This window comes from Flexivirga alba, from assembly GCF_042661025.1.
Lineage (GTDB): Bacteria > Actinomycetota > Actinomycetes > Actinomycetales > Dermatophilaceae > Flexivirga > Flexivirga alba.
The window spans coordinates 4,604,161-4,626,955 of the sequence record NZ_JBHSWH010000001.1; the positions used below are offsets into that span (position 1 = coordinate 4,604,161).

Sequence of the window (22,795 nt, forward strand, 5' to 3'; positions counted from 1 at the left end):
ACTTACCTCGCCGCACCGACGAACTTAGGAAAGTGTCGGTCGGCGAATCTCACCGGCGAAGCGGGCGCTGCGCTGATAAGTTGGCTCGGTTACCGCACGGGTGTGCATCGTTCATTTCTCAAGGGGTTCATTCATGGCAAGCGCCCAGTTGAAGCAGATCCTCGCGGGCATCGACCTGTTCTCCGGTCTCAGCCCGGCGGCGATCGCGCAGATCGCCGAAAGCGGGTCGAATTTCCGCAGCGGCCCGGGGTCCAACGTGATCACCGAAGGGGCGAAGGACAGTGGCCTGCGGGTCGTGCTGCAAGGTTCCGCGAACGTCGTCGTGAACGGCGAAGCGCGAGGTCAGATCGGTGTCGGCGACTACGTCGGCGAGCTGTCCATGATCGACGGCGCCGCCCGGTCGGCAACGATCACCGCCGGCCCGGAGGGTGTCGAGACGTTTGCGCTCTCTCCGATGGCCTTCATGCCGCTCGTCCGTGGCGACGGCGATATCGCGGCCGCCCTGCTGAAGACGCTCGTCGCCCGCCTGCGCAAGGTCGAGGCCGCGACACACAAGGAGTAGGGAGCCGCCGACTGACGTATTTGGCGCCGAGTGACGCACTTGCAGGTGCGTCACTCGGCGTTTAGCGCGTCACTCGGCGGGCGAGTCCATGTCAATGAGCAAAATGCCGAGTGCCGGTGAAGTACATGGTGATGCCGGCTTCGTTCGCCGCGTCGATCACCGACTGGTCCCGCATCGAACCGCCAGGTGCGACAACGGCTTTCACGCCCGCGTCGATGAGCACCTGGAGCCCGTCCGGGAACGGGAAGAACGCGTCCGAGGCGGCAACGGATCCGCGGGCGCGCTTTTCGCCGGCCCGGTTGACCGCGAGGTGGCAGGAGTCGACCCGGTTGACCTGACCCATGCCGACACCGACGGAGGCACCGCCGGATGCGAGCAGGATCGCGTTGGACTTCACCGCACGGATGGCGCGCCAGGCGAACTGCAGGTCGGCGAGGGCCGCCTCGTCCGCTGCTTCACCGGAGACCAGGCGCCAGTTGGCAGAGTCGTCACCGCCGGTGACGTTGCCGTCCTCGTCCTTGACGACCGCGTCGACCTGGTCAATGCGCTGCATCAGCATGCCGCCGCTGATCGGCCGGATCTCCACCGGGTCGCGGTGCTGCGCGGCCTCGGCAGGCAGCTTGAGCAGTCGAATCGCCTTGCGCTTGCTGAGAATGTCGACCACACCAGGCTCGAAGTCGGGAGCGATGACGACCTCGGTGAAGATGTCCTTGACCGTCTCGGCCATCTCGACGGTCACCGGTCGGTTGGTAGCGATCACGCCACCGAACGCCGACATCGGGTCGCAGGCGTGCGCCTTGCGGTGGGCGTCGGCGATGTCCGAACCCACTGCGATGCCACAGGGATTCGCATGCTTGATGACGGCGACCGTCGGCTGGTCGCCGTGGTCGTATGCCGCACGTACGGCGGCATCCGTGTCGACGTAGTTGTTGTAGGACATCGCCTTGCCGAAGAGCTGCTCCGCCGAAGCGACACCTGCCCGCCAGTGGCGGTAGAGCGCGGCACCCTGGTGGGGGTTCTCGCCATACCGCAGGTCCTGGGCCTTGTCGAAGGTCGCGCCGGACCAGTTGGGGAAGCCGGTGCCGTCGCTGGTGTCGACATACACGTTGCTCATCCAGTTGGCGACGGTGTTGTCGTAGTCGGCAGTGTGCTGGAAAGCCTGTGCTGCCAGCAGCTTTCGCTCGTCCAGGGTGAATCCGCCGGCGGCGAGCGCCTCGAGTGTCGCGGCGTATGACGCGGGGGAAGTGACGATCGCAACGCTCGGGTGGTTCTTGGCGGCAGCCCGCACCATCGACGGCCCGCCGATGTCGATCTGCTCGATGCACTCGTCCGGCGTCGCGCCCGAAGCGACGGTCGCGCGGAACGGGTAGAGGTTGGAGACGACCAGCTCGAACGGCGCAACGCCGAGTTCGTCCAGTTGCGAGAGGTGTTCGGGCAGGCGGGTGTCGGCCAGAATGCCGGCGTGCACCTTCGGGTGCAGCGTCTTGACCCGGCCGTCGAGACACTCCGGGAAGCCGGTGAGGTCCTCGACCTTGGTCACCGGGATGCCTGCCTTCTCGATGAGGGCCGCTGAGCCGCCGGTCGAGACGAGCTCGACGCCTGCGTCGTGCAGACCACGGGCCAGCTCTTCCAGGCCCGTTTTGTCGTAGACGGAGATGAGTGCGCGCTTGATGCGACGACGACCTGCTTGATCGGACATGACTCTCCTCGCAAGGGTTGATCAGTAGATGCGCGGACCCAGGCGGGCGATACGCGCGACTCCACTCCCTGGTGGTTACCCACCTGCGCCAGTCGTGTGGGGCTAGTTTAGCCGACGCGCACGCGACGCCCGTTGATGGAGAAGCCGTCCCGCGCCATACGGCCGACCCACTCGACCAGTTGGGGCCGCTCGGCCTCCTTGATCCGCTCGGTCAACGCGTCGACCGTGTCGTCGTCCTGCACCGGCACGACGCACTGCGCCACGATCGCGCCAGTGTCGACGCCGGCATCGACGACGAAAAGCGTTGCGCCTGCAACCTTCACGCCATACTCCAGCGCATCACGCGGGCCGTGTATGCCGGGAAAGCTCGGCAACAGAGCGTTGTGGCTGTTGAGGTAACGGCCGCCGAACGACTCCAGGAAGCGCTCCCCCACGATCTTCAGGAAGCCGGCGGAGATCACCATCGCTGGCGCGTATGTCGCCACCTGCTCGGTGAGCGCTTCGTCCCAGGCGGCTCGATCGGAGTGGTCCTTGACCCGGCACACGAACGTCGGCACTCCGGCCCGTTCGGCGCGAGCCAGACCTTCGATGTTCGGGCGATCTGCTCCGACGGCGGCGATGCGGACGCCGTACGCAGGGTCTTGCGCGGCGTCGAGCAACGCCTGCAGCAGGGTTCCGGAGCCGGAAACGAGCACGACGATGGGCACGGGCTGGGTGTCGACCACGGCCCGCACGCTAGCGCACCATCGGGCTCAGTGGCGCAGCGCGCGCTTCCAGTGCAGGAAGAGCGTCGCGAGCAGCGCTCCCAGCAGCAGCTCGACCACGACCAGCGGCACGATCAGCAGCGACGGGCCGATGTAGTCCAGCGAACCACCGCTCACGCCGGCGGTGGACAGCCAGCTGAGCAGCAGCACTATCGCGGCGGTCATCCCGGCGGCCTGTGCAGCGGTGATGGCCTTGGTCTTCAGCGATGCGTAGGTTGTCAGCTTGCCAAGGGACCGGTAGCCGACGAACGCTCCGAGCAGCACGGGCACCAGCGGCGCCAGACTCGTGCCGGCCGGGAGTGCACCTGCTTCGGGCACTGCGCCGAGCACCGGGATCATCGGCAGCAGGCCACCGTGGACAGACGTGCTGCCGACGCTCACCGCGCCGATGTGCATCGACGCCCCGGTGGTCCAGCCGGCCGACCAGACGAGCAGGTTGGGCAGCGCCGCCAGTTGACCGGCCCAGAGCACGAGGCCGCCGAGCAGCCCGGGCCGTAGCTGTCCGTTGAGGTCGCCGATCTGGGACGCATGCGTCACCAGGAGCAGCAACACCAGCACCAGGCCGACTCCCAGGTAGCCGAGCACGCCCTCGGTCGCCGGGCGCAGTGCGCGGCGCGTCGACAACGAGATCCGTTGGTCCACAAAGGCCTTCGCATGTGCCGCAACCGGCTCGTCACTGCGCAGCAGCGCCCACAGACACCCTGCGAAACCGACGACCAGAGCACCCGGGAAGACCGTGAGCAGGTTGGGATGCGCCGGCCCGGTGATCGAAAATCCGGTGATGAGCAGGCCGGCCACGACATACCCGACGATGTATGACGCTGGGCCTTCCCACCACGCGCCCGACCGATCGGACAGGTGGGTCAGCATCGCCTTGGCCGCCATCCGGGCGAACACCACGGCAAGCGCGGTCAGCACCAGCGGCGCGAAGGTGACCGAATGTGCCGCACCGACCGCGACGGACACATGCCCACGATGCGCCAGCGCCCAGCCGTCGCCGCTGAAGCTCAGCGCGTCGGTCCAGGACGTCGTGCTCTGCGGGTCGGCGGCCCACGCGACCATGACCGGTGCGATGAGGAGCAGTCCGAGCGTGACCGCGCCGACCGCGCCATACCCGGCCGCGATGGACAGCTGGCGCCAGTCCCGGGGCCCGTCGGAGGGGGCGAGGGAGGACGGCAAGCTGGTGCGAACGCGATCAATGAGGCTCATGTCGCTAGTAATGGTCGCCGCAGCGGCGGCCCGCGTCGTGCCGACTCGCCGGTATCCCGCAGATCGGCGCAGCCGTGAACGGTGGTTCCTGTCACAACCAAGGCCGGGCCCCGGACCCACCCACTTCCGCCGCGTGGCGACTAATCTCGATGAGCACCCATTGGTTGCAAGGGAGAGGGGAACCTGTGGGGACCAGGACATTTGGACCCGGACCGCACCGACTGCTGCGCAACGGCCTGCCGGTCGGCGCCTGCGCCGTCGCCGACAACGCGCGGACCCGCCGCAAGGGCCTGCTCGGCACCGACGAGGTCGCCGGAGCACTGTGGCTGACCCGCTGCCCGTCCGTGCACATGGTCGGCATGCGCTACCCGATCGACGTGGCGGTGCTCGACAAGGAAGGCACCGTGCTGCGCGTCGCCACGCTGCGCCCCTGGCTCGGTATGACGCGGCCACGGCTGCGCGCCGCAGTGACCGTCGAGGCTGCGGCCGGGGCACTCGCCTCCTGGGGCGTGGAACCCGGTGACCGACTCGCCGTCCAATACGAATGAATCCCTGGCTGGTCGGCGTCATCGCCGGTTGCATCGCGATACCTGTCGCCATACTTCTGCGGCGCAAGCTGCGCACGGCGGCACATCGCCGTGATGACGAGCTCGATACCCCGATGCGACATCACCCGTGGTTGCTCATCGTTCTACCGCTGGCCGCACTGCTCGTCGGGCGTGCCCTCGCCGAGTCGCACAACGCCGGCGTCGCTTTCGCCTATTGCGCCTGCCTGCCGGTGCTCACCGCGCTGACAGCGATCGATCTCGACGTGCATCGGCTGCCGGACGCCCTGACCTTTCCCCTGGCGCCTGCTGCAGCGGTCATCGCCGCGGTGGCGAGCGTCTCGACGGGTCACTGGTTCGCCCTGTTGCGGGCGGTGCTGGCAGGTATGGCGCTCGGCGCGGCATACCTGATGTTGCTCCTGATCTCCCGCGGTGGCGCCGGCCTCGGACTCGGTGACGTCAAGCTCGCCGTCGGCCTGGGCATCCTGCTCGGCTGGTTCTCCTGGTCCGACGTGCTGAGCGGCACGTTGATCGGCTTCATCCTCGGCGGATTGTGGGCCGCCGGGCTGCTGATCGCCCGCCGAGCGACACGGCACACCTACATCGCTTTCGGCCCATTCATGATCGGTGGCACCGTGATCGCACTTCTCGCGTCATAGGTGCCATGAACCAGCATGCTGCCCCGATCCTCGGAGTGATCGCGCGCGGTGGTTTCGGTCCGACCGGCGATGCCTCGGTCGTCACCGTGACCGATCCGGCGTCACCCACCTGGGCCAACGAGCTCTTCCGCAGCCACGGCGTCACGGCGAACGCCGTCATCTTCGTGCCGGAGCTGGAGCGCAATCCGCGCATCGGCCGGGGCACCCAACTCGACGAGTTGCTGCCGGAGCAAAGCCCGCAGGTCGCCGTCGTGAACCTGCCGACCCATGTCACCGGCATCCAGGCGGCGATCCGCGACTGCGCGCCGCTGCTCGGTCAACGGGCGCAGTTCATCGCGGCGGTGCGCGCACATGTCGCCGGTTCGTATGCCGGGGTCTGGCTCAAGAGCCTCGCCAAACTCGAGTCGCCCAGCCCGACCTTCGGGCAGCACCTCCGGTCATGGATACCGTTCTCCCGCGGGCAATTCGTCACGCTCCAGCCCACGGTCGGCGTCCGCCGACGCCTCGGCCCCGTGCCCGGCGACGCTTCCCGTTTGCTCCGAACCAGCAGCGCGCCGAACAGCCGGTGCGCGAACACGCTGCGCACGGCATACGCAACCCAACAGCCGGAGGTGCTGGGGACATCGCATCGGATGGCTGCGCGGTGGGGCACCGATCGGGCCATGGAGTATGTCGTCACCCCCGAGGCCCGGCACCTGCGGTTGCCGCCGCCGGAGGGCAGGTGCCCGACCTGTGGTGATCCGATCTGGGGGCAGTGCGCGTTCTGCCATCTGACACCGCCGCGGTTGGACCACTGGATGTCTGTCGCGGTCCCCGGCGTCGCGCCGGTGGACCGGGCCTTCCAACTCCCGCGTCCTACGACCCAACCCGACGGCGTCGTGGCCGCACCGCGAAACCCGCGATAGCGAAACCTACGGCCAGCACCGCTGCCACCGCACCGACACCGGCCATGATCAGTGCCGGTTGCTTGTCCTGCGCGACCAACAGTGCCGGCCCGGTCACCCCCGTGCAGGTGATGCGGTCACCCGTGCGCCAACCCTTCGGCAACTGCAGCACGCTGGAGTAGCTCGTGCCTCCGCGCCTCACCGAGACACCGCCCAGATCCGTGCTGTACCAGTGCTGTCCGGCCGCGGACCGACACTGCGGCTCGTTCGCCGGCAGCGGGTCGGCGACCTTGTCCGGGAGCAGCAGGTAGAGCGTCGGGCGGGCGTTCGTCACCGGTGTGCTGAACGACGTCACATCACGGACTGCGGTGTATGCCGGATCGATTGTGGCGTAACGCAATACGCCGAAGCCGGACAGCCCTACGAAGAAGACCGCGGCGATGGCGAAGAGCCACCACAGCGATCCCAGCAGCCCACTCGCTCGTCCGGTCATCGCGACCACTCACCTTTTCCCGTGCACCGGAGTGCGGCCGGCAGCTTGGTCCAAGCTACCCGCCGCACTCCTTGCGATGATCAGCTCAGGCGCCGCCACCGCAACCTGGCCAGTCCGCGAATTGCGTGCCGTCCCAGTACTGCCCACCTGTCGAGGTGAGGTTGCTGGTGTTGACCTCGACCGACCCGCCGACCTTGGCCAGCAGCTTCGCGTCGAAGTCCGCACCGTAGCTGTGACTGTCCTCGGTGAAGTTCTGCCGGGTGACGTAACCGTGGTCCCTTGCCGCGTCGGCGAAACCCAGCGTGGCCGGAACACTTGCCGCCGCGGCAACTGCCGCAGCAGGCGGATAAATCATCGAGCCACCGAGTGCGAGGCCCTGCGACAGCAGGAAGTTGTTCGCGACCGCGGCATCCTGCGGGTTCTTGATCGGCAGCGTGATCGTGTTCTCCTGGTAGCCCGCCGCGTCGGGTTTGCCTCCGCCGTAACCGTTTTCGGTCGCGTTCGCCGTGCCCGCCATGATCGTCTTGACCGTTACGCCGGTGACCTTGCCGTTCTTGTCACGCGTCACCTGGGTCAGCAGCTTGGTCTTCCCGTCGGCAGCCGCCTTCGCCTGCTGCGGCGCGTTGTCGCCATACAGCAGCTGCGCCTGCGCGCTGCCCTTCACCTCCGCCTGGTAGTAGGCGACCGTCGAGCCGTCGTTGTTCTTCTGATAGCCCAGTCCTTCAGCGACGCTGATCTTGGCAGCCGCACCGTCGGCGACGGCCGTCACGTTCGCGGCAGCACCACCTTCGATGCCGCCTTCGATGAATTCCGAGCTGGACGGCGGCAGGTCGTTCTTGAGTCCGGTGAGGTCCAGCGCCTTGTCGGTCAGCCAGCGGATCGGCCCGCGCCCGACCATGTGGTCCTCGACGCTGCTCTGCAGGACGCCCTTCATGATCTTCTCGAGCTCAGCCCGCGAGTGGGCCGTGTAGACCTTGCCCTGGGTGAATTCGAGTCCGACGTGGGCGTTGGCACTTGCGCTCGCGCCGTACTTGTTGCCGTCCCAGGTCCCGGTCACGTCGAAGCCGACACCCACCCCGATCGAGGCGCCGCCGGAGGTGGCGTTGGTGATGCGGTAGGTCCCGTCGCTCATCCGCTCGACCTGGTACTTCTGGCCCTCGCTACCGGTCACCACGAAGCTCACCGAGACCTTGGCGTCGGCGGCTTGCGAGCTCACGACACACGCGTCCTTCGGCTGGTGCGAGATCGCCGCCGGACTGCTCGCCTGACAGCTCCCCTGCCCCAGCGTCACGACCTTGCAGATCGCGGCCCGAGCTTGGCTCGCGAGCGCCGGCGCACCGGTCGTCAGTGAGGCGACAAGCGCCAGCACCAGGAGAGCAGCGAGCGCGAGCATGCCCGTGGTTTCCAGGGTTGCCTGCCCCCGCTCGCCACGAATTCTCCTCCAGCGCTTCATGATTGCGTCCCCACATAGCTGTTCTCGCGGATCGAGCGACTGTGTTCCGGACGCACCAGTCGTGCGCCGAGCGTGACGGTCAGCACGCCGGCGAGGACCAGCAACAGGAGCACGTCGACGACAGCCGCGAGCACGCCAGAGCCGAACATCGCCTGGGCGATATAAGCGTGGCCTCCCCAAGCCGCCGGATTGATCACGAACCCGATCGCCGAGCCGACCATCACCGAGCCCGCGAAGGTATGGCGCTGCCCGAGTCGCACGCTGCGGCCGGCCAGGATGACCACGGCCGCGAGCACCACGACTGAGAACACGACGACACGCATCACGTAGCCACGACCCACGTCGTTCTCAGCACCGGCCATCAACGCGCCGGACACTGCCGCCACGGTGCCGCCGACTGCGGTGATCACCGCGGCTCTCCAGACCGTCCCCACCTGAATGTCCATCGTCATCTCCTCCACCTGCTGCCGATCACCTGTGCCGGCCACTCGAGCAATGGTTCCGGTGGGGCGACCGGGGCCGATGGGTCCGAGACCCTCAAAGCAGACCCAGCCCAGGTAGGACCAGATGTGGGCCCAGGGTCCCTGTCGCGACCGGGCACCTTGGCGAACCCTGTAGGGACAGGCCGGGTGTCCGAGCGACCCTGCGCTCAACTGTCGGTCGGCTCGATGGAACCGATTTGTCCTCTGCCACATCGATATTCGAGGAACGACGCGCAGCAAGCGCCGCCCGCAACCGGTCAGCAGGCCATACCCGTCGGAAGGGAAACAGCAGCGATGAACCCGCGCCAACGCAGGGGCATGGTGTTGATCATCATTGCGGTCCTCGGAGCCATCGCGGTCTTCGCCGGGGTCTCGTCATACGTCAGCAAGGTCAACACCCAGGTCGGTTCGAAAGTGGCCGTGCTGGCCCTGAAGAACTCCCGGTCGGCGTTCGCGGTGATCCAACAGGGCGATCTCAAGACCGTCGAGGTGCCGAAGCGATGGGTCGATCCGAATGCGATCACCGACTCGACTGAGGTGGTCGGTCACAAGCTCGCCGTCCGAGTGTCGGCCGGGTCGACGCTGACCCCCGACGTGCTGGTCGCACCGACCGACCAGACGCAACACGAGCGCTTCATCACCATCAAGGTCGATGCCGTGACGGGGGTGCGAGCGGTCTGCGCGCCGGTGACTCCGTCGACGCCTACGCGGTCTACTCGGACGTGGAGGGCCTGTCCAAACAAGTGCGGGTGCTCGTGCACAACGTCAAGGTCGTCGCGGTGAGTACCCCGCAGACACAACAGAATTCGTCAAGTTCAAGGGAACCAGCGCCCCCGTCAACTACATCGCCGTGACGCTGGCACTGACTGCGCAGGATTCGCTCGCCGTCACCTACGCCTCGGCGTTCGCTGCCGACCTGCGCGTCGTGAAGCTGCCGCCGGTCAGCACCCAGGACCCCAGCAGTGACGGTCCGTATGACGCGAACAAGCTCGGCGGCAAGGCAGTGCCGGAGGGATCAAAGTGACCAACACCGTGGTGATCGGCTGCGCCGATCAGGCTCTTGCCTACGAATTGCGTTCTCAACTCGACGAACTCGGTGACCTGGAGATCGGCTACATCGCCGAGACGACCAGCGAGTTCAGCTCGGCGGTGATCCGCCTCGAACCCGACGTGGTGATCCTGCACGACGCGACCGGACCGCAGACGGCCATCGACGTGGTGCGCGAGCTCTCGCTACGCCGTCCCACCATGTCGACGATCGTGGTGTGCAGCGACCCGTCACCGGAGTCGCTCATGCCGCTGGTCGAGGCCGGCGCACGCGGCATACTCACTTATCCGCTGGCTTTCGAAGAGGTCGAGGCGCGCGTGCGCGCGGCCACCGAATGGTCCCGGGCGATGAGCGATGTGGTTGCAACTCCACACGATCCGGTCGGCGGGGTCGGTGCGCGGGTTATCTGCTTCACCGGCTCCAAGGGCGGGGTCGGAACCTCGACGGTCGCCACCCACATCGCGCTGGATGTTGCGCGTGAGGTCCCGAACTTCCGGGTCGCACTGCTCGACCTCGACCTGGAGAAGGGCGACGTCTCCAGCCTGATCGATGTCCGCTACCGCAGCTCGATCGCGGATGTCGCGCGGGTGTCCAACGACCTCAACGTCCGCACCATCGCGGACGCCGTCGTCCCCCACGACTCCGGCCTGCACCTGCTGCTCACACCGCACCAAGTGCAGGACGTCGAATTCATCACGCCGCAATCGGTGCGGATCATCATCGCGACGCTGCGTCAGGCATACGACCTGGTCATCATCGACGGCGGCTCCCACGTGACGCCGACGCAGGTCGCTGCCGTCGAGCTCGCGGACGAGGTCGTCATCGTCACGACACCCGATGTGCTCTCGCTTCGTGGTGTGCGACGCAACCTCGACTCTTGGGACGGCCTCGGCGTCCGCAAGGCCGAGACAACCCGCGTTCTGGTCAACAACAGCAGCAAGCACAACGCAATTCAGGCAGATCTCGTCCACCGGCTCGCACAAGCGCCGGTCATCTCGGTGGCCCTGCCGTCGTTGCACAAGCAGCTGGAGGCAGCGGTCAACTCACGAGATCCACTCACTCTGCGGGAGAGCTCCTGGTGGAAGGCGCTGCGCGCCATCGGCAAGGAGATCGAGCTCGTGCCGGTGCGGCCACGGACCGATGTCGCGGCCGAAGCCATCAAGGCCGAGATCAGCACCCGTCGCAGCGAGCGCCGTCGCGGTCGTGGCAAGCGCCGGCAGCGCGGCGGCAAGGTGGCCGGTTCGGAGTCGGGACAGATCAGCATCGAGACCGTCGGCCTGCTGCCGGCAATCCTGCTGATCTGCGTCTTCCTGTGGCAGATCGGGTTGGTCGGCATGTCGTCGATCTACGCCTCGCACGCAGCTGATGCCGCTGCTCGCCAGGCATCACTCGGTAAGGCCCCCGGGCCGAGCGCTTACGAGAAGGTCCCCTCTTATTTCCGGCACGGTATGTCGGTCGACCCGAGCTCCACGGCGCCGGGCGACGGCGTCGTCACCGTGCACGTCAAGGTGCCGCTCTTCGTGCCGGGCGTGTTCTCCGGGCCTTGGTCCATCGACGCGACCCGCAAGGTGGTGCAGGAGCCATGAGGTGGGCGCGAGCGGATCGTGGCGTGGCCAGCATCGAGGTCGTCGGCCTGCTGCCGGTGGTCGCACTGGTCGTCTCGATGATCCTGCAGTTCGTCGCGGCGGCATACACCGCGAACGCGACCGAGTCGGCAGCCAGAGCGGCGGCCCGTGCATATTCACTGGGCGAGGACCCGACCGCAGCCGCCCGCCGCTCCCTCCCGTCCGGGATCCAGCCGGCACGGGTCACCGTCCACGGCCCCCGGCATGCGGCCACCGTGGTCGTGCACATCCCGCGGTTCAGCGTGCTGCCCTTGCATGACGTCACCAAGACGGTCGTGATGCCATGAGAGGGCACTTCTCCACCGCATCCGACGAGCGGCCCGGTGTCGCACCGAAGGCCCTGCGCGCCAGCACTACGTCGATTGACGACGCCGACGAAGCGGTGATCCGCCGGTTCAAGGCGATCCTGCTGGACGAGATCGATCTCGGTGAGCTCAGCCGGATGGATGCGTCCCAGCGGCGGGTACGCCTGGAGCGGGTCATGGCGCACCTCGTCTCCCGCGAAGGTCTCATCCTCAGCTCACGACAGCGCAACCAACTGGTCCGCCGGGTCGTCGACGAAGCCGTCGGGCTCGGTGTGCTCGAACCGTTGCTCGCCGACGACACGATCAGCGAGATCATGATCAACGGCCACCACGAGTTGTATGTCGAGCGCTTCGGCACCCTGCAGCGGCTGCCGTCGGCGTTCTCCAGCGAGGACCAGCTGGTGCAGACCATCGACCGCATCGTGTCGACGGTCAACCGGCGGGTCGACGAGTCGAACCCGATGGTCGACGCTCGGCTACCCCCGACGCTCGTATGCCGCGTGGCGCTCGCGTTCACGTGGTGCTCCCACCGTTGGCGCTGAACGGACCGGTCGTCACGATCCGGCTCTTCCCGAAGGCATACGGCCTGAGCGAACTTCTCGCCCGAGGCACCCTCGACGCGACCACCGCGGAGTTCCTGCGCCGGTGCGTCCAGGCCCGGCTCAACATCATCGTCTCCGGCGGCACCGCGTCCGGCAAAACAACCATGCTCAACGCCCTGTCGGCATTCATTCCCGACCACGAACGCATCATCACCATCGAGGACGCCGCCGAGCTGTCGCTCGAGCAGGAACACGTCATCCGGCTGGAGACCCGGCCGGCGAACGTCGAAGGCACCGGTGCCGTGCCGATCCGCGAACTGGTCCGAAACTCGCTGCGGATGCGGCCCGACCGCATTGTGGTCGGCGAGTGCCGTGGCGGCGAGGCGCTGGACATGTTGCAGGCGATGAACACCGGCCACGAGGGTTCGTTGACCACCGTGCACGCCAACACCGCGGGCGATGCGCTGACCCGACTACAGACGCTGGCATCGATGAGCGACGTCGAGATCCCGTTCCAGGCCCTGCACGAACAGGTCAACCAGGCGGTGGACGTCATCGTCCAACTGCAGCGTGGCTCCGACGGCACCCGCCGCGTCGTGTCGTGCGACTACGTCGTCTCCGCGTACGACCAGCCCTTCCGACTCCACTCGCTCATGCGGTGGCAACCGGCCACCGGCGGCTTCGTGGTCGGCTCCGCGCCGGAACGGCTGCGCAACCGGCTGGAAGCGACCGGCGAACACCTGCCGGACGGTATGCCGGTGGAGGCGAGCCGATGAACAGCCCCGTCCTCCTGCTGCTCGCGACCCTGCTGGTCGTCATGGTGTTCGTCGCCGGAATACGTGACATCGCAGGGGTTCTCAGCGAACGCTCGCGCTTGCACGAGCTGATCCTCGCCGACGACGACGTGCGTCATACCTCCGGATTCAGCAAGCTCGACGCCCGCTTCCGGCATACCCGGCTCGGCCAATGGGTCACCTCACGCCTCGTGCTCGCCGGCATCAAACGACCGGCCCTGCAGGTGGTGCTGGTGACGGCGGCCGCAGCCTTCCTCTTCGCATTGATCCTGGACAAGCTGCTCGCGCCGGCCTTCGGCATTCTCGGTCTCGCGCTCGCCGTGCAGGGCCTGCGTGTCTTCCTGCGTCGGGCCCGCGAGCGACGCCGTGAGGCATTCATCCTGCAGATGCCGGAACTTGCCCGGGTGCTGGCCAACGCCACGGGTGCCGGGTTGTCCATCCGCACCGCCGTGGCACTCGCATCGGACGAGCTTGCCGAGCCCGCGTCGGAGGAGCTGTCCCGCGTGGCCCGGGCGATGCAGTTCGGTGACTCGTTGGAGAACGGTCTGACCGGCATACACGACCGGTTGCCGTCCCGCGAGATCCAGGTGCTGGTCTCCACGCTGCTCGTCTCCTCCCGCAGCGGTGGTTCGCTCGTGACCTCGCTGCGCGACATCGCCGACACTCTCGAGGCACGCAAGGAGACCCGCCGCGAGATCCGCACGACGCTCGCCCAGGCCACGCTGACCGGTTACATGGTCGCCGCGATGGGGCTGCTGATGCTGGTCATGCTCAACACCATCAACTCCGGCACGGTCGATAAGATGACCACCTCGCCGGTCGGGCAGGTCGCCCTGGTGGTCGCCGGTGGCCTCTATGCGCTGGGCCTGTTCCTCATCCGACGGATCACCCGGATCGAGCCGTGATGACCACGTTGATGCCGCTGGCCGCGGGACTGGCCGTCACCGGATGCTTCGTGCTCTTCCTGGTCGGCTACCGCCGGCTTCGCTCGGACGCGGTCGACGGGCTGGCCGTCGAGGACCTGGTCCTGCTGCGCGGGGCGCAACAGGAGGAGGCCAAAGGTCTACGTCCGCTGGAGAAGCTCGCGTCCCGTTTCGTGCCGGCCGTGCGGCGCGGGCTCGGTCCGAAGCGAATCGCGGATCTGCAGCGCCGCATCAACGAGGCCGGTCGCCCGAACGGTATGACGGTCGACTCGTTCCTGCGCCGGCTCGTCATGTGGTACGTCCTTGCTCTTCCGCTGAGCATCGTCTTCCTCGGACAGGGGAACCTATTTCTTGCGGTCGGTCCGCTGGGCGTGCCGCTGCTGATGACCTTCGGAGGCCTGGCCGGCGCTCGCCGCAAGCGGCGTGACGCCATCGACAACAACCTGCCGGACTTCCTGGACATCCTGGCCGTCACGGTCAAGGCGGGAGTGGCGTTCCGGCCGGCCCTGGCCCGCGTCGGCGAGCGTTTCGACGGTCCGCTGGGCGACGAGATCAAGGTCGTGCTCGGCCAGTTGCAGAACGGCGCGAGCATCCGACAGGCCTTCACCGGCCTCAAAGACCGCAACGCCGCAGCGTCTGTCACGCAGTTCGTGGCGGCGTTCCTGCAGTCCGAAGAGTTGGGCGCGCCCCTCGCGGACACGCTGAACACGATCGCGTCGGACATGCGACGGGAGGCCGCGCAGCGAATGCGTCGCAAGGCCGCTCGCGCCGCACCGCAGATCACCCTGATCACGTCGCTGATCCTCGTACCCGCGGTCCTGATCATGGTGCTCGTCGGCATCGTGATCGGCTCCGGCGCCGACCTGGGTGGTCTCCTTGGTTGAGCACCTGAATCCGGCTGCGCCACTGTCGAATCGGCTGTTTCGCACGGTGGTCCGCGGCGCGCTGTTCATCCGGCTCGCGGCACTCGTGCTGGCGGTGGCGGCGTCGGTGTCCGGCGGCCGACAGGCCGGATTCTGGGTATGGGCGGTGCTCCTCGCCGCACTCACCTTCGCCGGCCTCACCGACCGGGTCGACGGGATCGGCTGGCTCCAACGCCACCCGTCACTGGCGATGCTCGACGTCGGGGTGGTGATCACCATGATCTCGGTCTCCGGTCCGGACAACGTGCTCCTGCTCGCGACCTTCCCGGCCGCCCTCTTGATCGGGGCGCTCTTCCCGTGGTTCGTCGCGGTGCCGCTCCTGTTCATCCTCGAGTTGGGTTACCTCAGCGCCATACAGGCGCATGTGGGGCTTGAGCACTCGCCATACATCGCGACTGTCGGGGTGCCCTTCGTCTACCTTGCGATGGCTGCCATTGGCTTCGCCATCAGTTACGGCACCCGGCAGCTCGCTGAGATGGTCGTCGAGCTGCAGCGGGTGCAGGGCGAGCGGGTGGCCGCGGACGAACGCGCCCGCCTGGCCCGGGACATGCACGACTCACTGGGCAAAACGATGCATGGCATCGCCCTGTCCGCCGCGTCCTTGCCACACTGGATCGAACAGGACTCGCGGCGGGCGAACACCCTGGCAGCCGATCTGGCCACACACGCCGAGCGCGGCGCCAGAGAAGCACGCGCGATCCTCGTGGGCCTGCGGACTCACCAGAGTGACCGGCCGCTGCTGGAAGTGCTGACCGAGCGCTGCCACGAGTGGTCCGAAACGACCGGCATACCCGTCCGCACCCGCAGCGAAGGTGTCGCCGACGTCGGCAACCGCGAGCGCGAGGTCGTCCTGGCGGTTCTCGCCGAGGCCCTGGAGAACGTCCACCGGCACGCCGATGCGCACACCGTGGACATCGAGTTCGCCGGCGACGCGCAACGCATCGCCCTCAGCATCCACGATGACGGGGTCGGCTTCGCCGACAGTCTGGCCGCCGCCGTCAAGCGAAACCGCTTCGGATTGCTCGGTATGCGCGAGCGCGCCGCCGCCGCCGATGGCTCGTTGTCGATCGCCCACCGTGCCCCGCGAGGCACCACCGTTCAACTCTCCCTGCCCAGATGAAGGAGCAACCTGCCGTGACGACGACAACGGACGTCCGGGGGCCCGAGCCCGCTACCAGCAGGAGTCGGCTGCGCATCGCGCTGGTGGACGACAACGAGATCATCCGGGTCGGGCTGCGCAACATGCTCGAGGTCGACACGTCCCTCGAGGTGGTGGGCGAAGCCGCTGACGGGCGCGCTGCGATCAGCCTGATCCGCCGCGAGCAACCGGATGTCGCTCTGGTCGACGTCCGGATGCCGTTCGCGGACGGCATCAGCGTCGCCCAGGACGTCCACGAGATCACCAAGGTGCTGATGCTCACCTACTCCGACGCCCCGGACGTCATCCGCGGCGCGTTGACGGCCGGCGCACGCGGTTACCTCGTTCACGGTGCCTTCTCGCCGTCGGAGCTGTCCGCCGCGATCCGGTCCGTCGCCCAGGGTGGCTCGGTGCTCTCCCAAGCCGCGATCGACGCCGTCCACAGCGCGCTGGCCTCGTCGGCGCCGATGCCCGACGCCAGTCGGCACGACGTCTACAGCCTCAGCCGGCGCGAGCTGGAGATCATGGATCTCATCGCGGCCGGCCTGGCGAACGGTGAGATCGCCGGGAAGCTCTTCCTTGCTGAGAAGACGGTCAAGAACCACGTCAACCACATCTTCGCCAAGCTCGGTGTGACCACCCGGTCCGCTGCCGTGTCGTTGTGGCTTACGTGAGGACCGGGCTCGTGCACGGCCCTCGGACCCAGTCGGAAACGGCGCACAGATGGGCCCGGGTTTGGGCCTGCGGGCCCTGCCGATAAATACCGGCTCCGCCTAATGTTTATCTCATCAGGAAAACAAATCCCCGAGGGGGACGGGAATAAATCTTCCCGATGAATCAACCAAGGAGAAGACCAATGACTCGTGCACTTGTTTCCACCCGCATCCGCCTCGCCCGCGCCTTCGATGAGCGCGCCGAAAAGGGCCAGGGAACGCTGGAGTATGTCGGCATGATCGCCCTCGCCGCACTGCTCGTCATGGCGATCGTCACCGCCTTCGGCAACGGCAGCTCGCTGGGAACCAAGGTGACCGACGCGATCACCAAGATCACCGGCATCTGACGAATACACCTACAAAGAAATGACCGTCCCACACCGGGGCGGTCATTTCTTTTGCTTTCTCTGGCAGCAATTCGTAAATGCACTGCAATCGGGTGTGCGACGATCTACGTACCGCTGGTCGCCGCGCCCGCTTGCAAAGAGCCGCAGATGTCCGTGACCTGTAGCGGTTCGACGAGGGCCGACGGAGCTTTGGCAGTGACTGAGACATATTGCCCGTCTGCGGTACTGCCCATCAGCACGAGCGTCTGCATTCCAGGCGACACGTTGTGGTCGGTGTAGGCGAACTGGTAGGCATCGCGCAGCCCTGGCCAAGACACCTTCACCATCCGCAGGTCCTTCACGTGTTCGACGTCGAGCAACTGGCCGCGGAATGCCTGCGCTTCCTGCTTGGCGGACTTCGTGTCCTTGGTGTTCGACCAGGTCACCCCGATCGCAACACGCTGGCTGCCCTCTCGACGAGTGGAGGCGTAGGTGACGGTGGTCGACTTGCTCTGCCGGACCGCGTCGCCCTGTTGCTCGAAGGTCGACGGCATCGCGATCGACAGCGGGCCGTGTGTGACCCGGCTGGCGCCGCTCGGACCCTTCGACGCCGGGAAGATCGGTTTCCCGGTGCTGGTGGCGGATGGCGGCAGCGCCGTAGACGGGCCAGCGCCAGCGGAGTTGCCACCGCAACCGGCGGCTGCCAGCACGACGCCCATCGCCGCCGCGGCCACGAGCAGCCGCCTCACGACGTCACCTTCACACCGGTCATTGTCTTGAACCCCGGGAGCGTGACGTTCACCGTCGTTGCTCCGGTGGGCAACGCCGGCAGGACGGCATACAAAATGGTGCCCTGGGAGTTGACCGAGTCGGGGAGGCTACTGCAGGCGCAGCCGTTGTCCATGCCGTTCCCTCCGGCTGGGACCGAGGTGTAGGGGTGCAGCGTCGTCTTCGTCTGCGAGTTGACGAGCCCGAGGAGCCGGGTGTCGAAGAGCGGCGGGCGAGCGAATTGGAACGACTTGGTGTTTGCCGTCGCCGAGGAAGCGCTCTTCAGTCGCCAGGTGACCCGCGTCGCTTGGTCCGACGTCATCACCTGCAGCACTTCGGCCACCACCGCCGACGAGCCGGTGCTCGTGTTCAACGTGCCGCTGCTCGAGGCCAGCACGGGCAGGTCGTTGCTCGATCCCATGACTTTTGCGATCGCGGCGTCCGCGGCCGAGGGTCCCTTGGTGGACGAGGTGCCCGAGCCGCCTGACGACGGCGCCGAGCCCGAGGTGCTGCTGCCAGACGATTTCGGGCCGGATGGCGAGTCACTGCTGCAGCCGGCGACGGCAACGATCAGCAACGACGCTGCGGACAACGACACCAACTTGGTTGTGCTGATCACTGCGCGCCCCCGTCTGGAAGGTGACGGTCACCCTCCGATTGAGTTGCCGACCTTCTTTCGTCGCGTTGTCGGCGACCGGGTCGTTCTCGCCCTTACCGGATGCGCTGAAGGTCAGGCCGTCCTTGTGCACCAGCTTCTGCAACTCCTTCTGCACCGACTGGGCCCGCTGCTGCGACAGCGACTGGTTGAACGACGCACTGCCCGAGTTGTCGGTGTAGCCGACGACGGACACGTTGCCCTTGCCCTTGGAAGAGAGCTGGGCGGCAACCTTTTGCAGCGTTCCGTGCGCCTTCGTGGTCAGGGTCGCCTTTCCGTAGTCGAAAAGCACGTCGGCGTCGACTGAGATGGCTGTCTCGCCCGAGCTTCGCTTGGTGGCGGTGTCGGGGTCGGCCACATTGCTCACCAACGGGCGGATCGACTGCTTGGGGTCCGCCTGCTTGATCGTCGTCGCGTCCGGCAACTGCGGCCAGCCATTGCCGAGCGTGACCGGCGACTTCGAGGTTGCCGGCGAGGGCAACTGGTCGGAGACCGGTACGTCGACGACCAGGTTGCCGAAACCGAACTGCACGGTGACGCTCTTGAGGCTTTCCGGGAGCGGCGGCAGAACCGCCCAGCCGACCTCCGGCTTCGTGGTGCCACCGGGTTCGGTGATGTCGGCCTGGGTGCTGCACAGGCACTTCGCACCGCTCGACGCGAGCGGCAGGTAGAGCTTCAGCCCCTTGGTGTCGACCACTGTCACCGCCCAAGCGGCGCCCACCGAGTATGGCGACCCGAGACCGATGCGCGGCATGACCGCGCCCGGGCTGGCTCCTTTCCGCCGATCGAGTAGTAGACGGCGGTGCCGCCGGGCACACGCACCACGGCATTGATCGCGCCGTGTATGTCGCCATTGGACGGATCGTTGTAGCCGTTGTAGACGAAGGTGCCCGCGATCGGAATGTCGTCGGCGCCGGCAGCGGATGCCGGGGCCGCAACAACGCCGGACAGGAGCACGGCGGCGGATGCGGCAAGAGCACCTCCTCGGACTCGCACACTGGAAAGCACGTCGAATGATTCCTTTCTCCGGGGGTTTTGCGTTCGGCACTGGAACATCGGTCAGTCCACCAATCGAGCCTTCAACATATTGCGCAGCGCCTGCAGATCGTGAACGACGAGGTGCCCGTCTTGCAGGTCGTAGTCGATCGTCGTCCCACCACACACCAGCTGAACGGGCTCGCTCGGCGTGCTGCTCGTCGGACTCGGAGCCGGGGAGGTGCTCGACGAGCTAGGACTAGGAGTGGGGGTCAGGGTCGGTTCCGGCAGGCCGGTGAAGTGACAGTCGCCCCACGGGACGCCCGTCTTGGCCACCGCCTTGGCCTTCGAGTGCTGGCCCCCGGACAGCGCCTGGTTCGACGCCACCTGGACGGTCGCCTCGTCCGACTGCCAGTCGTAGCAGTAGCTGGTCAGGTGAGCGCCGTTGTTCTGTGCGAGTGTTCGCGCATCCGTGGCACCGAGCCCGCAGAAGAAGGTATGCGGCTCGAACGGTCCGACCGGCAACGTCGCGATGTCGTCGACGACATGGTCGATGACGTTGTCCGCGCCGGCCAGTGCTGCAGCATCAGCGGCGTTCTGCGTGCCCGACTTCTGGTTGACGGCGGAACCGATCGGCAGCATCACCCAGAAGGTGACCGCGATCAGGGCCAACACGGAGCAGATGATGAGCCCCGTCGCCACCTGGCCGCTGTCATCGTCAACCTTCCGACGAATACGTCGTGTCGTGCTGGACACCCGGCATACCTCCCTCTCGGCGCTGCTCTTCCCGACTGGGACGCAAGCGGCGTCCGATCAGATCCCGGTGATCTTGCCCAAAGCGCCGCTGACGACGTCTGCGAGGCTCGTCCCCTTACCGAAGGCCGCAACGATCGCCAGCACCAGCAGGGCAGCCAGCGCGATCATGCCGACATACTCCAAGGTGCCCTGGCCGCGCTCGCCGCGCGAACTGGGTGTGGGGCTGCCTGGCCTGGTCATGCGAACCTCCTGTCGTGGACCCACTGCGGTCGCACGGCACATTGCGAAAAACCAGGCTACTCAAGGGAACCGGCTGGTCACTGGGCCCACGGGCCCAGCCGGTCCTGGGCGGAGACAACGAATCGACCGCCGGAAGTTTCCGACGGCCGATTCGTGATCTCGATACGCTCCCCCGCTGCGCTCCTCCGCTACTCAATCAGTTTGGGAGTCTCAGGCGAGATTCTTCAGGATCTCGCGCATCAGCTCGGCGGTCTCGGACGGCGTCTTGCCGACCTTGACACCGGCCGCCTCGAGCGCTTCCTTCTTCGCCGCGGCGGTGCCGGACGAGCCGGACACGATGGCGCCCGCGTGGCCCATGGTCTTGCCCTCCGGGGCCGTGAAGCCCGCGACATACCCGACGACGGGCTTGGTCACGTGCTCCTTGATGTATGCCGCGGCGCGCTCCTCGGCGTCGCCGCCGATCTCACCGATCATCACGATGGCCTTGGTGTCGGGGTCGGCCTCGAACGCCTCGAGGGCGTCGATGTGCGTGGTGCCGATGACCGGGTCACCGCCGATGCCGATGCCGGTGGTGAAGCCGTAGTCACGCAGCTCGTACATCATCTGGTAGGTCAGCGTGCCCGACTTGGAGACCAGGCCGATCGGACCCTTGCCCGCGATGGTGTGCGGGGTGATACCGGCCAGCGACTCGCCCGGCGTGATGATGCCGGGGCAGTTCGGGCCGATGATCCGGGTCTTCTTGCCGATCGAGTAGTTGTAGAACTCCGCGGAGTCCTTGACCGGGATGCCTTCGGTGATGACGACCAGCAGCGGGATCTCGGCATCGATCGCCTCGATCGCGGCGTCCTTGGCGAACTTCGGCGGCACGAAGGCGACCGACACGTTGGCGCCGGTGGCCTCCATGGCCTCCTTGACGGTGCCGTAGACGGGCAGCTCCTGGCCACCGATCTCTGCCTTGGTGCCGGCCTTGCGAGCGTTGACGCCGCCGACGATGTTGGAGCCGGCCTCGAGCATCAGCGCGGTGTGCTTGGAGCCCATGCCGCCCGTCATACCCTGGACGATGATCTTGCTGTCAGCATCCAAAAAGATTGCCATTATTGGTGATTCCTTAGTTTCGTATGCCGTCGGCGGTCACTTGGAGGCGAGCTCAGCGGCTCGTGCCGCAGCGCCGTCCATCGTGTCGACCTGGGTCACGAGCGGGTGGGCCAGCTCGTTGAGGATCGCGCGGCCCTGCTCGACGTTGTTGCCGTCGAGGCGGACGACGAGCGGCTTGGTCGCGTTGTCACCGAGGATCTCCAGCGCACCCTTGATGCCGTTGGCGACGTCGTCACACGCGGTGATGCCGCCGAAGACGTTGACGAAGACGGACTTGACCTGCTCGTCGCCGAGGATGACGTCCAGGCCGTCGGCCATGACCTGCGCGTTGGCGCCGCCGCCGATGTCCAGGAAGTTGGCGGGCTTCACGCCATACTGCTCGCCGGCGTAGGCGACGACGTCGAGCGTCGACATGACCAGACCCGCGCCGTTGCCGATGATGCCGACCTGACCGTCGAGCTTGACGTAGTTGAGGTTCTTGGCCTTGGCCTTGGCCTCCAGCGGGTCGGCGGCGGCCGAGTCCTCCAACGCCTCGTGGTCGGGGTGGCGGAAGTCGGCGTTCTCGTCGAGGGTCACCTTGCCGTCGAGGGCGACGATGTCGCCGGCACCGATCTGCACCAGCGGGTTGACCTCGACCAGGGTGGCGTCCTCTTCGCGGTAGACGTCCCACAGCTTCTCCAGCACCGGGGCGATCTTGGCGCCGAGCTCGGCGTCGAAGCCGGCCGTCTCGACGATCTCCTTCGCCTTGGCTGCGTCGATGCCGACGTTGGGGTCGACGGCCACGCGAGCGAGCGCGTCCGGGCGCTCGACGGCGAGCTGCTCGATCTCCATGCCGCCCTCCTTGCTGCACATCGCAAGGTAGCTGCGGTTGGCCCGGTCGAGGAGCACGGAGAAGTAGTACTCCTCCTTGATGTCCGCGCCCTGGGCGATCATCACCGTGCCGACGGTGTGGCCCTTGATGTCCATGCCGAGGATCTCTGCCGCGCGGTCACGCGCTTCCTCCGGCGACTTGGCGACCTTGACGCCGCCGGCCTTGCCGCGGCCACCGGTCTTGACCTGCGCCTTGACGACGGTCACACCGCCGGACTTGGCTCCGATCTCGGCAGCTGCCTTCTCGGCCTGCTCGGCAGTCGTTGCGGTCTGTCCGGCCAGCACCGGTACGCCGTGCGCCTCGAACATGTCGCGCGCCTGATATTCGAAAAGATCCACGCGGAATCCG

Annotated in this window: 29 protein-coding genes; 15 read left to right on the forward strand and 14 right to left on the reverse strand. The window is 67.0% G+C overall.

Translation table 11 applies throughout. The features are described from left to right. The first annotated feature begins 133 nt into the window (after nucleotides 1-133). Nucleotides 134-562, forward strand: a complete 429-nt coding sequence (locus ACFQDH_RS22970; RefSeq protein ID WP_382404682.1) for a cyclic nucleotide-binding domain-containing protein — start codon at nucleotides 134-136, stop codon at nucleotides 560-562. A gap of 91 nt (nucleotides 563-653) precedes the next feature. Here ACFQDH_RS22970 and purH read toward each other — a convergent pair whose 3' ends face one another. The 3 genes from purH to ACFQDH_RS22985 form a co-directional block, all read right to left on the reverse strand. Further along, complete coding sequence (gene purH, locus ACFQDH_RS22975) at nucleotides 654-2,261, reverse strand: bifunctional phosphoribosylaminoimidazolecarboxamide formyltransferase/IMP cyclohydrolase (protein WP_382404683.1); 1,608 nt, start codon at nucleotides 2,259-2,261, stop codon at nucleotides 654-656. A 107-nt stretch (nucleotides 2,262-2,368) separates the two neighbouring features. Next, complete coding sequence (purN, locus tag ACFQDH_RS22980; protein ID WP_382404684.1) at nucleotides 2,369-2,986, reverse strand: phosphoribosylglycinamide formyltransferase; 618 nt, start codon at nucleotides 2,984-2,986, stop codon at nucleotides 2,369-2,371. A 27-nt stretch (nucleotides 2,987-3,013) separates the two neighbouring features. After that, on the reverse strand, nucleotides 3,014-4,234 hold the full coding sequence (locus ACFQDH_RS22985; protein WP_382404685.1) for a cell division protein PerM: 1,221 nt from the start codon (nucleotides 4,232-4,234) through the stop codon (nucleotides 3,014-3,016). Nucleotides 4,235-4,419: 185 nt separating this feature from the next. Between ACFQDH_RS22985 and ACFQDH_RS22990 the strand changes: the two genes are divergently transcribed. The 3 genes from ACFQDH_RS22990 to ACFQDH_RS23000 are packed head-to-tail and all read left to right on the forward strand — an operon-like array spanning nucleotide 4,420 to nucleotide 6,343. After that, nucleotides 4,420-4,782, forward strand: coding sequence for a DUF192 domain-containing protein (locus tag ACFQDH_RS22990; RefSeq protein WP_382404686.1), 363 nt, complete (start codon nucleotides 4,420-4,422; stop codon nucleotides 4,780-4,782). Further along, nucleotides 4,779-5,438, forward strand: a complete 660-nt coding sequence (locus ACFQDH_RS22995) for a prepilin peptidase (protein ID WP_382404687.1) — start codon at nucleotides 4,779-4,781, stop codon at nucleotides 5,436-5,438. Before ACFQDH_RS22990 ends, ACFQDH_RS22995 begins: the two co-directional genes overlap by 4 nt. A gap of 5 nt (nucleotides 5,439-5,443) precedes the next feature. Further along, nucleotides 5,444-6,343, forward strand: a complete 900-nt coding sequence (locus tag ACFQDH_RS23000; RefSeq protein ID WP_382404688.1) for a hypothetical protein — start codon at nucleotides 5,444-5,446, stop codon at nucleotides 6,341-6,343. Here the strand turns inward: ACFQDH_RS23000 and ACFQDH_RS23005 are convergent. The 3 genes from ACFQDH_RS23005 to ACFQDH_RS23015 all read right to left on the reverse strand — a co-directional run bounded on the left by ACFQDH_RS23005 (nucleotide 6,294) and on the right by ACFQDH_RS23015 (nucleotide 8,756). Further along, nucleotides 6,294-6,815 carry a hypothetical protein gene (locus ACFQDH_RS23005; RefSeq protein WP_382404689.1) on the reverse strand — a complete coding sequence of 174 codons (522 nt, stop codon included), beginning with the start codon at nucleotides 6,813-6,815 and terminating at the stop codon, nucleotides 6,294-6,296. The genes ACFQDH_RS23000 and ACFQDH_RS23005 overlap by 50 nt on opposite strands. An 85-nt stretch (nucleotides 6,816-6,900) precedes the next feature. Next, on the reverse strand, nucleotides 6,901-8,268 hold the full coding sequence (locus tag ACFQDH_RS23010) for a hypothetical protein (RefSeq protein WP_382404690.1): 1,368 nt from the start codon (nucleotides 8,266-8,268) through the stop codon (nucleotides 6,901-6,903). Next, the gene (locus ACFQDH_RS23015) at nucleotides 8,265-8,756 is read right to left on the reverse strand and encodes a hypothetical protein (protein WP_382404691.1); all 492 of its coding nucleotides are present in this window, start codon (nucleotides 8,754-8,756) and stop codon (nucleotides 8,265-8,267) included. Before ACFQDH_RS23015 ends, ACFQDH_RS23010 begins: the two co-directional genes overlap by 4 nt. Before the next feature lie 312 nt (nucleotides 8,757-9,068). Here ACFQDH_RS23015 and ACFQDH_RS23020 point away from each other — a divergent pair, with 312 nt between their 5' ends. From ACFQDH_RS23020 to ACFQDH_RS23070, 11 genes are all read left to right on the forward strand, one after another. Next, nucleotides 9,069-9,533, forward strand: coding sequence for a CpaB family protein (locus ACFQDH_RS23020; RefSeq protein ID WP_382404692.1), 465 nt, complete (start codon nucleotides 9,069-9,071; stop codon nucleotides 9,531-9,533). Nucleotides 9,534-9,600: 67 nt separating this feature from the next. Then, nucleotides 9,601-9,774 carry a hypothetical protein gene (locus ACFQDH_RS23025; protein WP_382404693.1) on the forward strand — a complete coding sequence of 58 codons (174 nt, stop codon included), beginning with the start codon at nucleotides 9,601-9,603 and terminating at the stop codon, nucleotides 9,772-9,774. Continuing rightward, a complete protein-coding gene (locus ACFQDH_RS23030) occupies nucleotides 9,771-11,384 on the forward strand; it encodes an AAA family ATPase (RefSeq protein WP_382404694.1) in 1,614 nt (537 codons plus the stop codon). Before ACFQDH_RS23025 ends, ACFQDH_RS23030 begins: the two co-directional genes overlap by 4 nt. Further along, nucleotides 11,381-11,710 carry a TadE/TadG family type IV pilus assembly protein gene (locus tag ACFQDH_RS23035; RefSeq protein WP_382404695.1) on the forward strand — a complete coding sequence of 110 codons (330 nt, stop codon included), beginning with the start codon at nucleotides 11,381-11,383 and terminating at the stop codon, nucleotides 11,708-11,710. Before ACFQDH_RS23030 ends, ACFQDH_RS23035 begins: the two co-directional genes overlap by 4 nt. Continuing rightward, nucleotides 11,707-12,270, forward strand: coding sequence for an ATPase, T2SS/T4P/T4SS family (locus ACFQDH_RS23040; protein ID WP_382404696.1), 564 nt, complete (start codon nucleotides 11,707-11,709; stop codon nucleotides 12,268-12,270). Before ACFQDH_RS23035 ends, ACFQDH_RS23040 begins: the two co-directional genes overlap by 4 nt. After that, nucleotides 12,249-13,046, forward strand: coding sequence for a CpaF family protein (locus tag ACFQDH_RS23045; RefSeq protein WP_382404697.1), 798 nt, complete (start codon nucleotides 12,249-12,251; stop codon nucleotides 13,044-13,046). The genes ACFQDH_RS23040 and ACFQDH_RS23045 overlap by 22 nt, the downstream gene beginning before the upstream one ends. After that, complete coding sequence (locus tag ACFQDH_RS23050; RefSeq protein WP_382404698.1) at nucleotides 13,043-13,969, forward strand: type II secretion system F family protein; 927 nt, start codon at nucleotides 13,043-13,045, stop codon at nucleotides 13,967-13,969. Before ACFQDH_RS23045 ends, ACFQDH_RS23050 begins: the two co-directional genes overlap by 4 nt. Next, a complete protein-coding gene (locus tag ACFQDH_RS23055) occupies nucleotides 13,969-14,871 on the forward strand; it encodes a type II secretion system F family protein (RefSeq protein WP_382404699.1) in 903 nt (300 codons plus the stop codon). The genes ACFQDH_RS23050 and ACFQDH_RS23055 overlap by 1 nt, the downstream gene beginning before the upstream one ends. Next, entirely contained in the window at nucleotides 14,864-16,030 is a 1,167-nt protein-coding gene (locus tag ACFQDH_RS23060; protein WP_382404700.1) for a sensor histidine kinase, read from the forward strand. The genes ACFQDH_RS23055 and ACFQDH_RS23060 overlap by 8 nt, the downstream gene beginning before the upstream one ends. Nucleotides 16,031-16,044: 14 nt before the next feature. After that, the gene (locus ACFQDH_RS23065) at nucleotides 16,045-16,722 is read left to right on the forward strand and encodes a response regulator (protein WP_382404701.1); all 678 of its coding nucleotides are present in this window, start codon (nucleotides 16,045-16,047) and stop codon (nucleotides 16,720-16,722) included. A 182-nt stretch (nucleotides 16,723-16,904) separates the two neighbouring features. Beyond that, nucleotides 16,905-17,108 carry a hypothetical protein gene (locus tag ACFQDH_RS23070; protein ID WP_382404702.1) on the forward strand — a complete coding sequence of 68 codons (204 nt, stop codon included), beginning with the start codon at nucleotides 16,905-16,907 and terminating at the stop codon, nucleotides 17,106-17,108. Between the two features lie 104 nt (nucleotides 17,109-17,212). Here the strand turns inward: ACFQDH_RS23070 and ACFQDH_RS23075 are convergent, their stop codons facing one another. From ACFQDH_RS23075 to sucC, 8 genes are all read right to left on the reverse strand, one after another. Beyond that, complete coding sequence (locus tag ACFQDH_RS23075; protein WP_382404703.1) at nucleotides 17,213-17,836, reverse strand: hypothetical protein; 624 nt, start codon at nucleotides 17,834-17,836, stop codon at nucleotides 17,213-17,215. After that, nucleotides 17,833-18,453 (reverse strand): hypothetical protein, encoded by a 621-nt coding sequence (locus tag ACFQDH_RS23080; protein WP_382404704.1) that lies wholly within the window; start codon nucleotides 18,451-18,453, stop codon nucleotides 17,833-17,835. Before ACFQDH_RS23080 ends, ACFQDH_RS23075 begins: the two co-directional genes overlap by 4 nt. Further along, entirely contained in the window at nucleotides 18,398-19,264 is an 867-nt protein-coding gene (locus ACFQDH_RS23085; protein ID WP_382404705.1) for an OmpA family protein, read from the reverse strand. Before ACFQDH_RS23085 ends, ACFQDH_RS23080 begins: the two co-directional genes overlap by 56 nt. Further along, complete coding sequence (locus ACFQDH_RS23090; protein ID WP_382404706.1) at nucleotides 19,210-19,518, reverse strand: hypothetical protein; 309 nt, start codon at nucleotides 19,516-19,518, stop codon at nucleotides 19,210-19,212. The genes ACFQDH_RS23085 and ACFQDH_RS23090 overlap by 55 nt, the downstream gene beginning before the upstream one ends. Before the next feature lie 51 nt (nucleotides 19,519-19,569). After that, nucleotides 19,570-20,241 (reverse strand): pilus assembly protein TadG-related protein, encoded by a 672-nt coding sequence (locus ACFQDH_RS23095; protein WP_382404707.1) that lies wholly within the window; start codon nucleotides 20,239-20,241, stop codon nucleotides 19,570-19,572. Between the two features lie 57 nt (nucleotides 20,242-20,298). Continuing rightward, nucleotides 20,299-20,481, reverse strand: a complete 183-nt coding sequence (locus tag ACFQDH_RS23100) for a hypothetical protein (RefSeq protein WP_382404708.1) — start codon at nucleotides 20,479-20,481, stop codon at nucleotides 20,299-20,301. A gap of 210 nt (nucleotides 20,482-20,691) precedes the next feature. Beyond that, nucleotides 20,692-21,576 carry a succinate--CoA ligase subunit alpha gene (gene sucD / locus ACFQDH_RS23105; protein ID WP_382404709.1) on the reverse strand — a complete coding sequence of 295 codons (885 nt, stop codon included), beginning with the start codon at nucleotides 21,574-21,576 and terminating at the stop codon, nucleotides 20,692-20,694. A 36-nt stretch (nucleotides 21,577-21,612) separates the two neighbouring features. Beyond that, nucleotides 21,613-22,785, reverse strand: a complete 1,173-nt coding sequence (gene sucC, locus ACFQDH_RS23110) for an ADP-forming succinate--CoA ligase subunit beta (RefSeq protein ID WP_382404935.1) — start codon at nucleotides 22,783-22,785, stop codon at nucleotides 21,613-21,615. Between the last annotated feature and the right edge of the window lie 10 nt (nucleotides 22,786-22,795).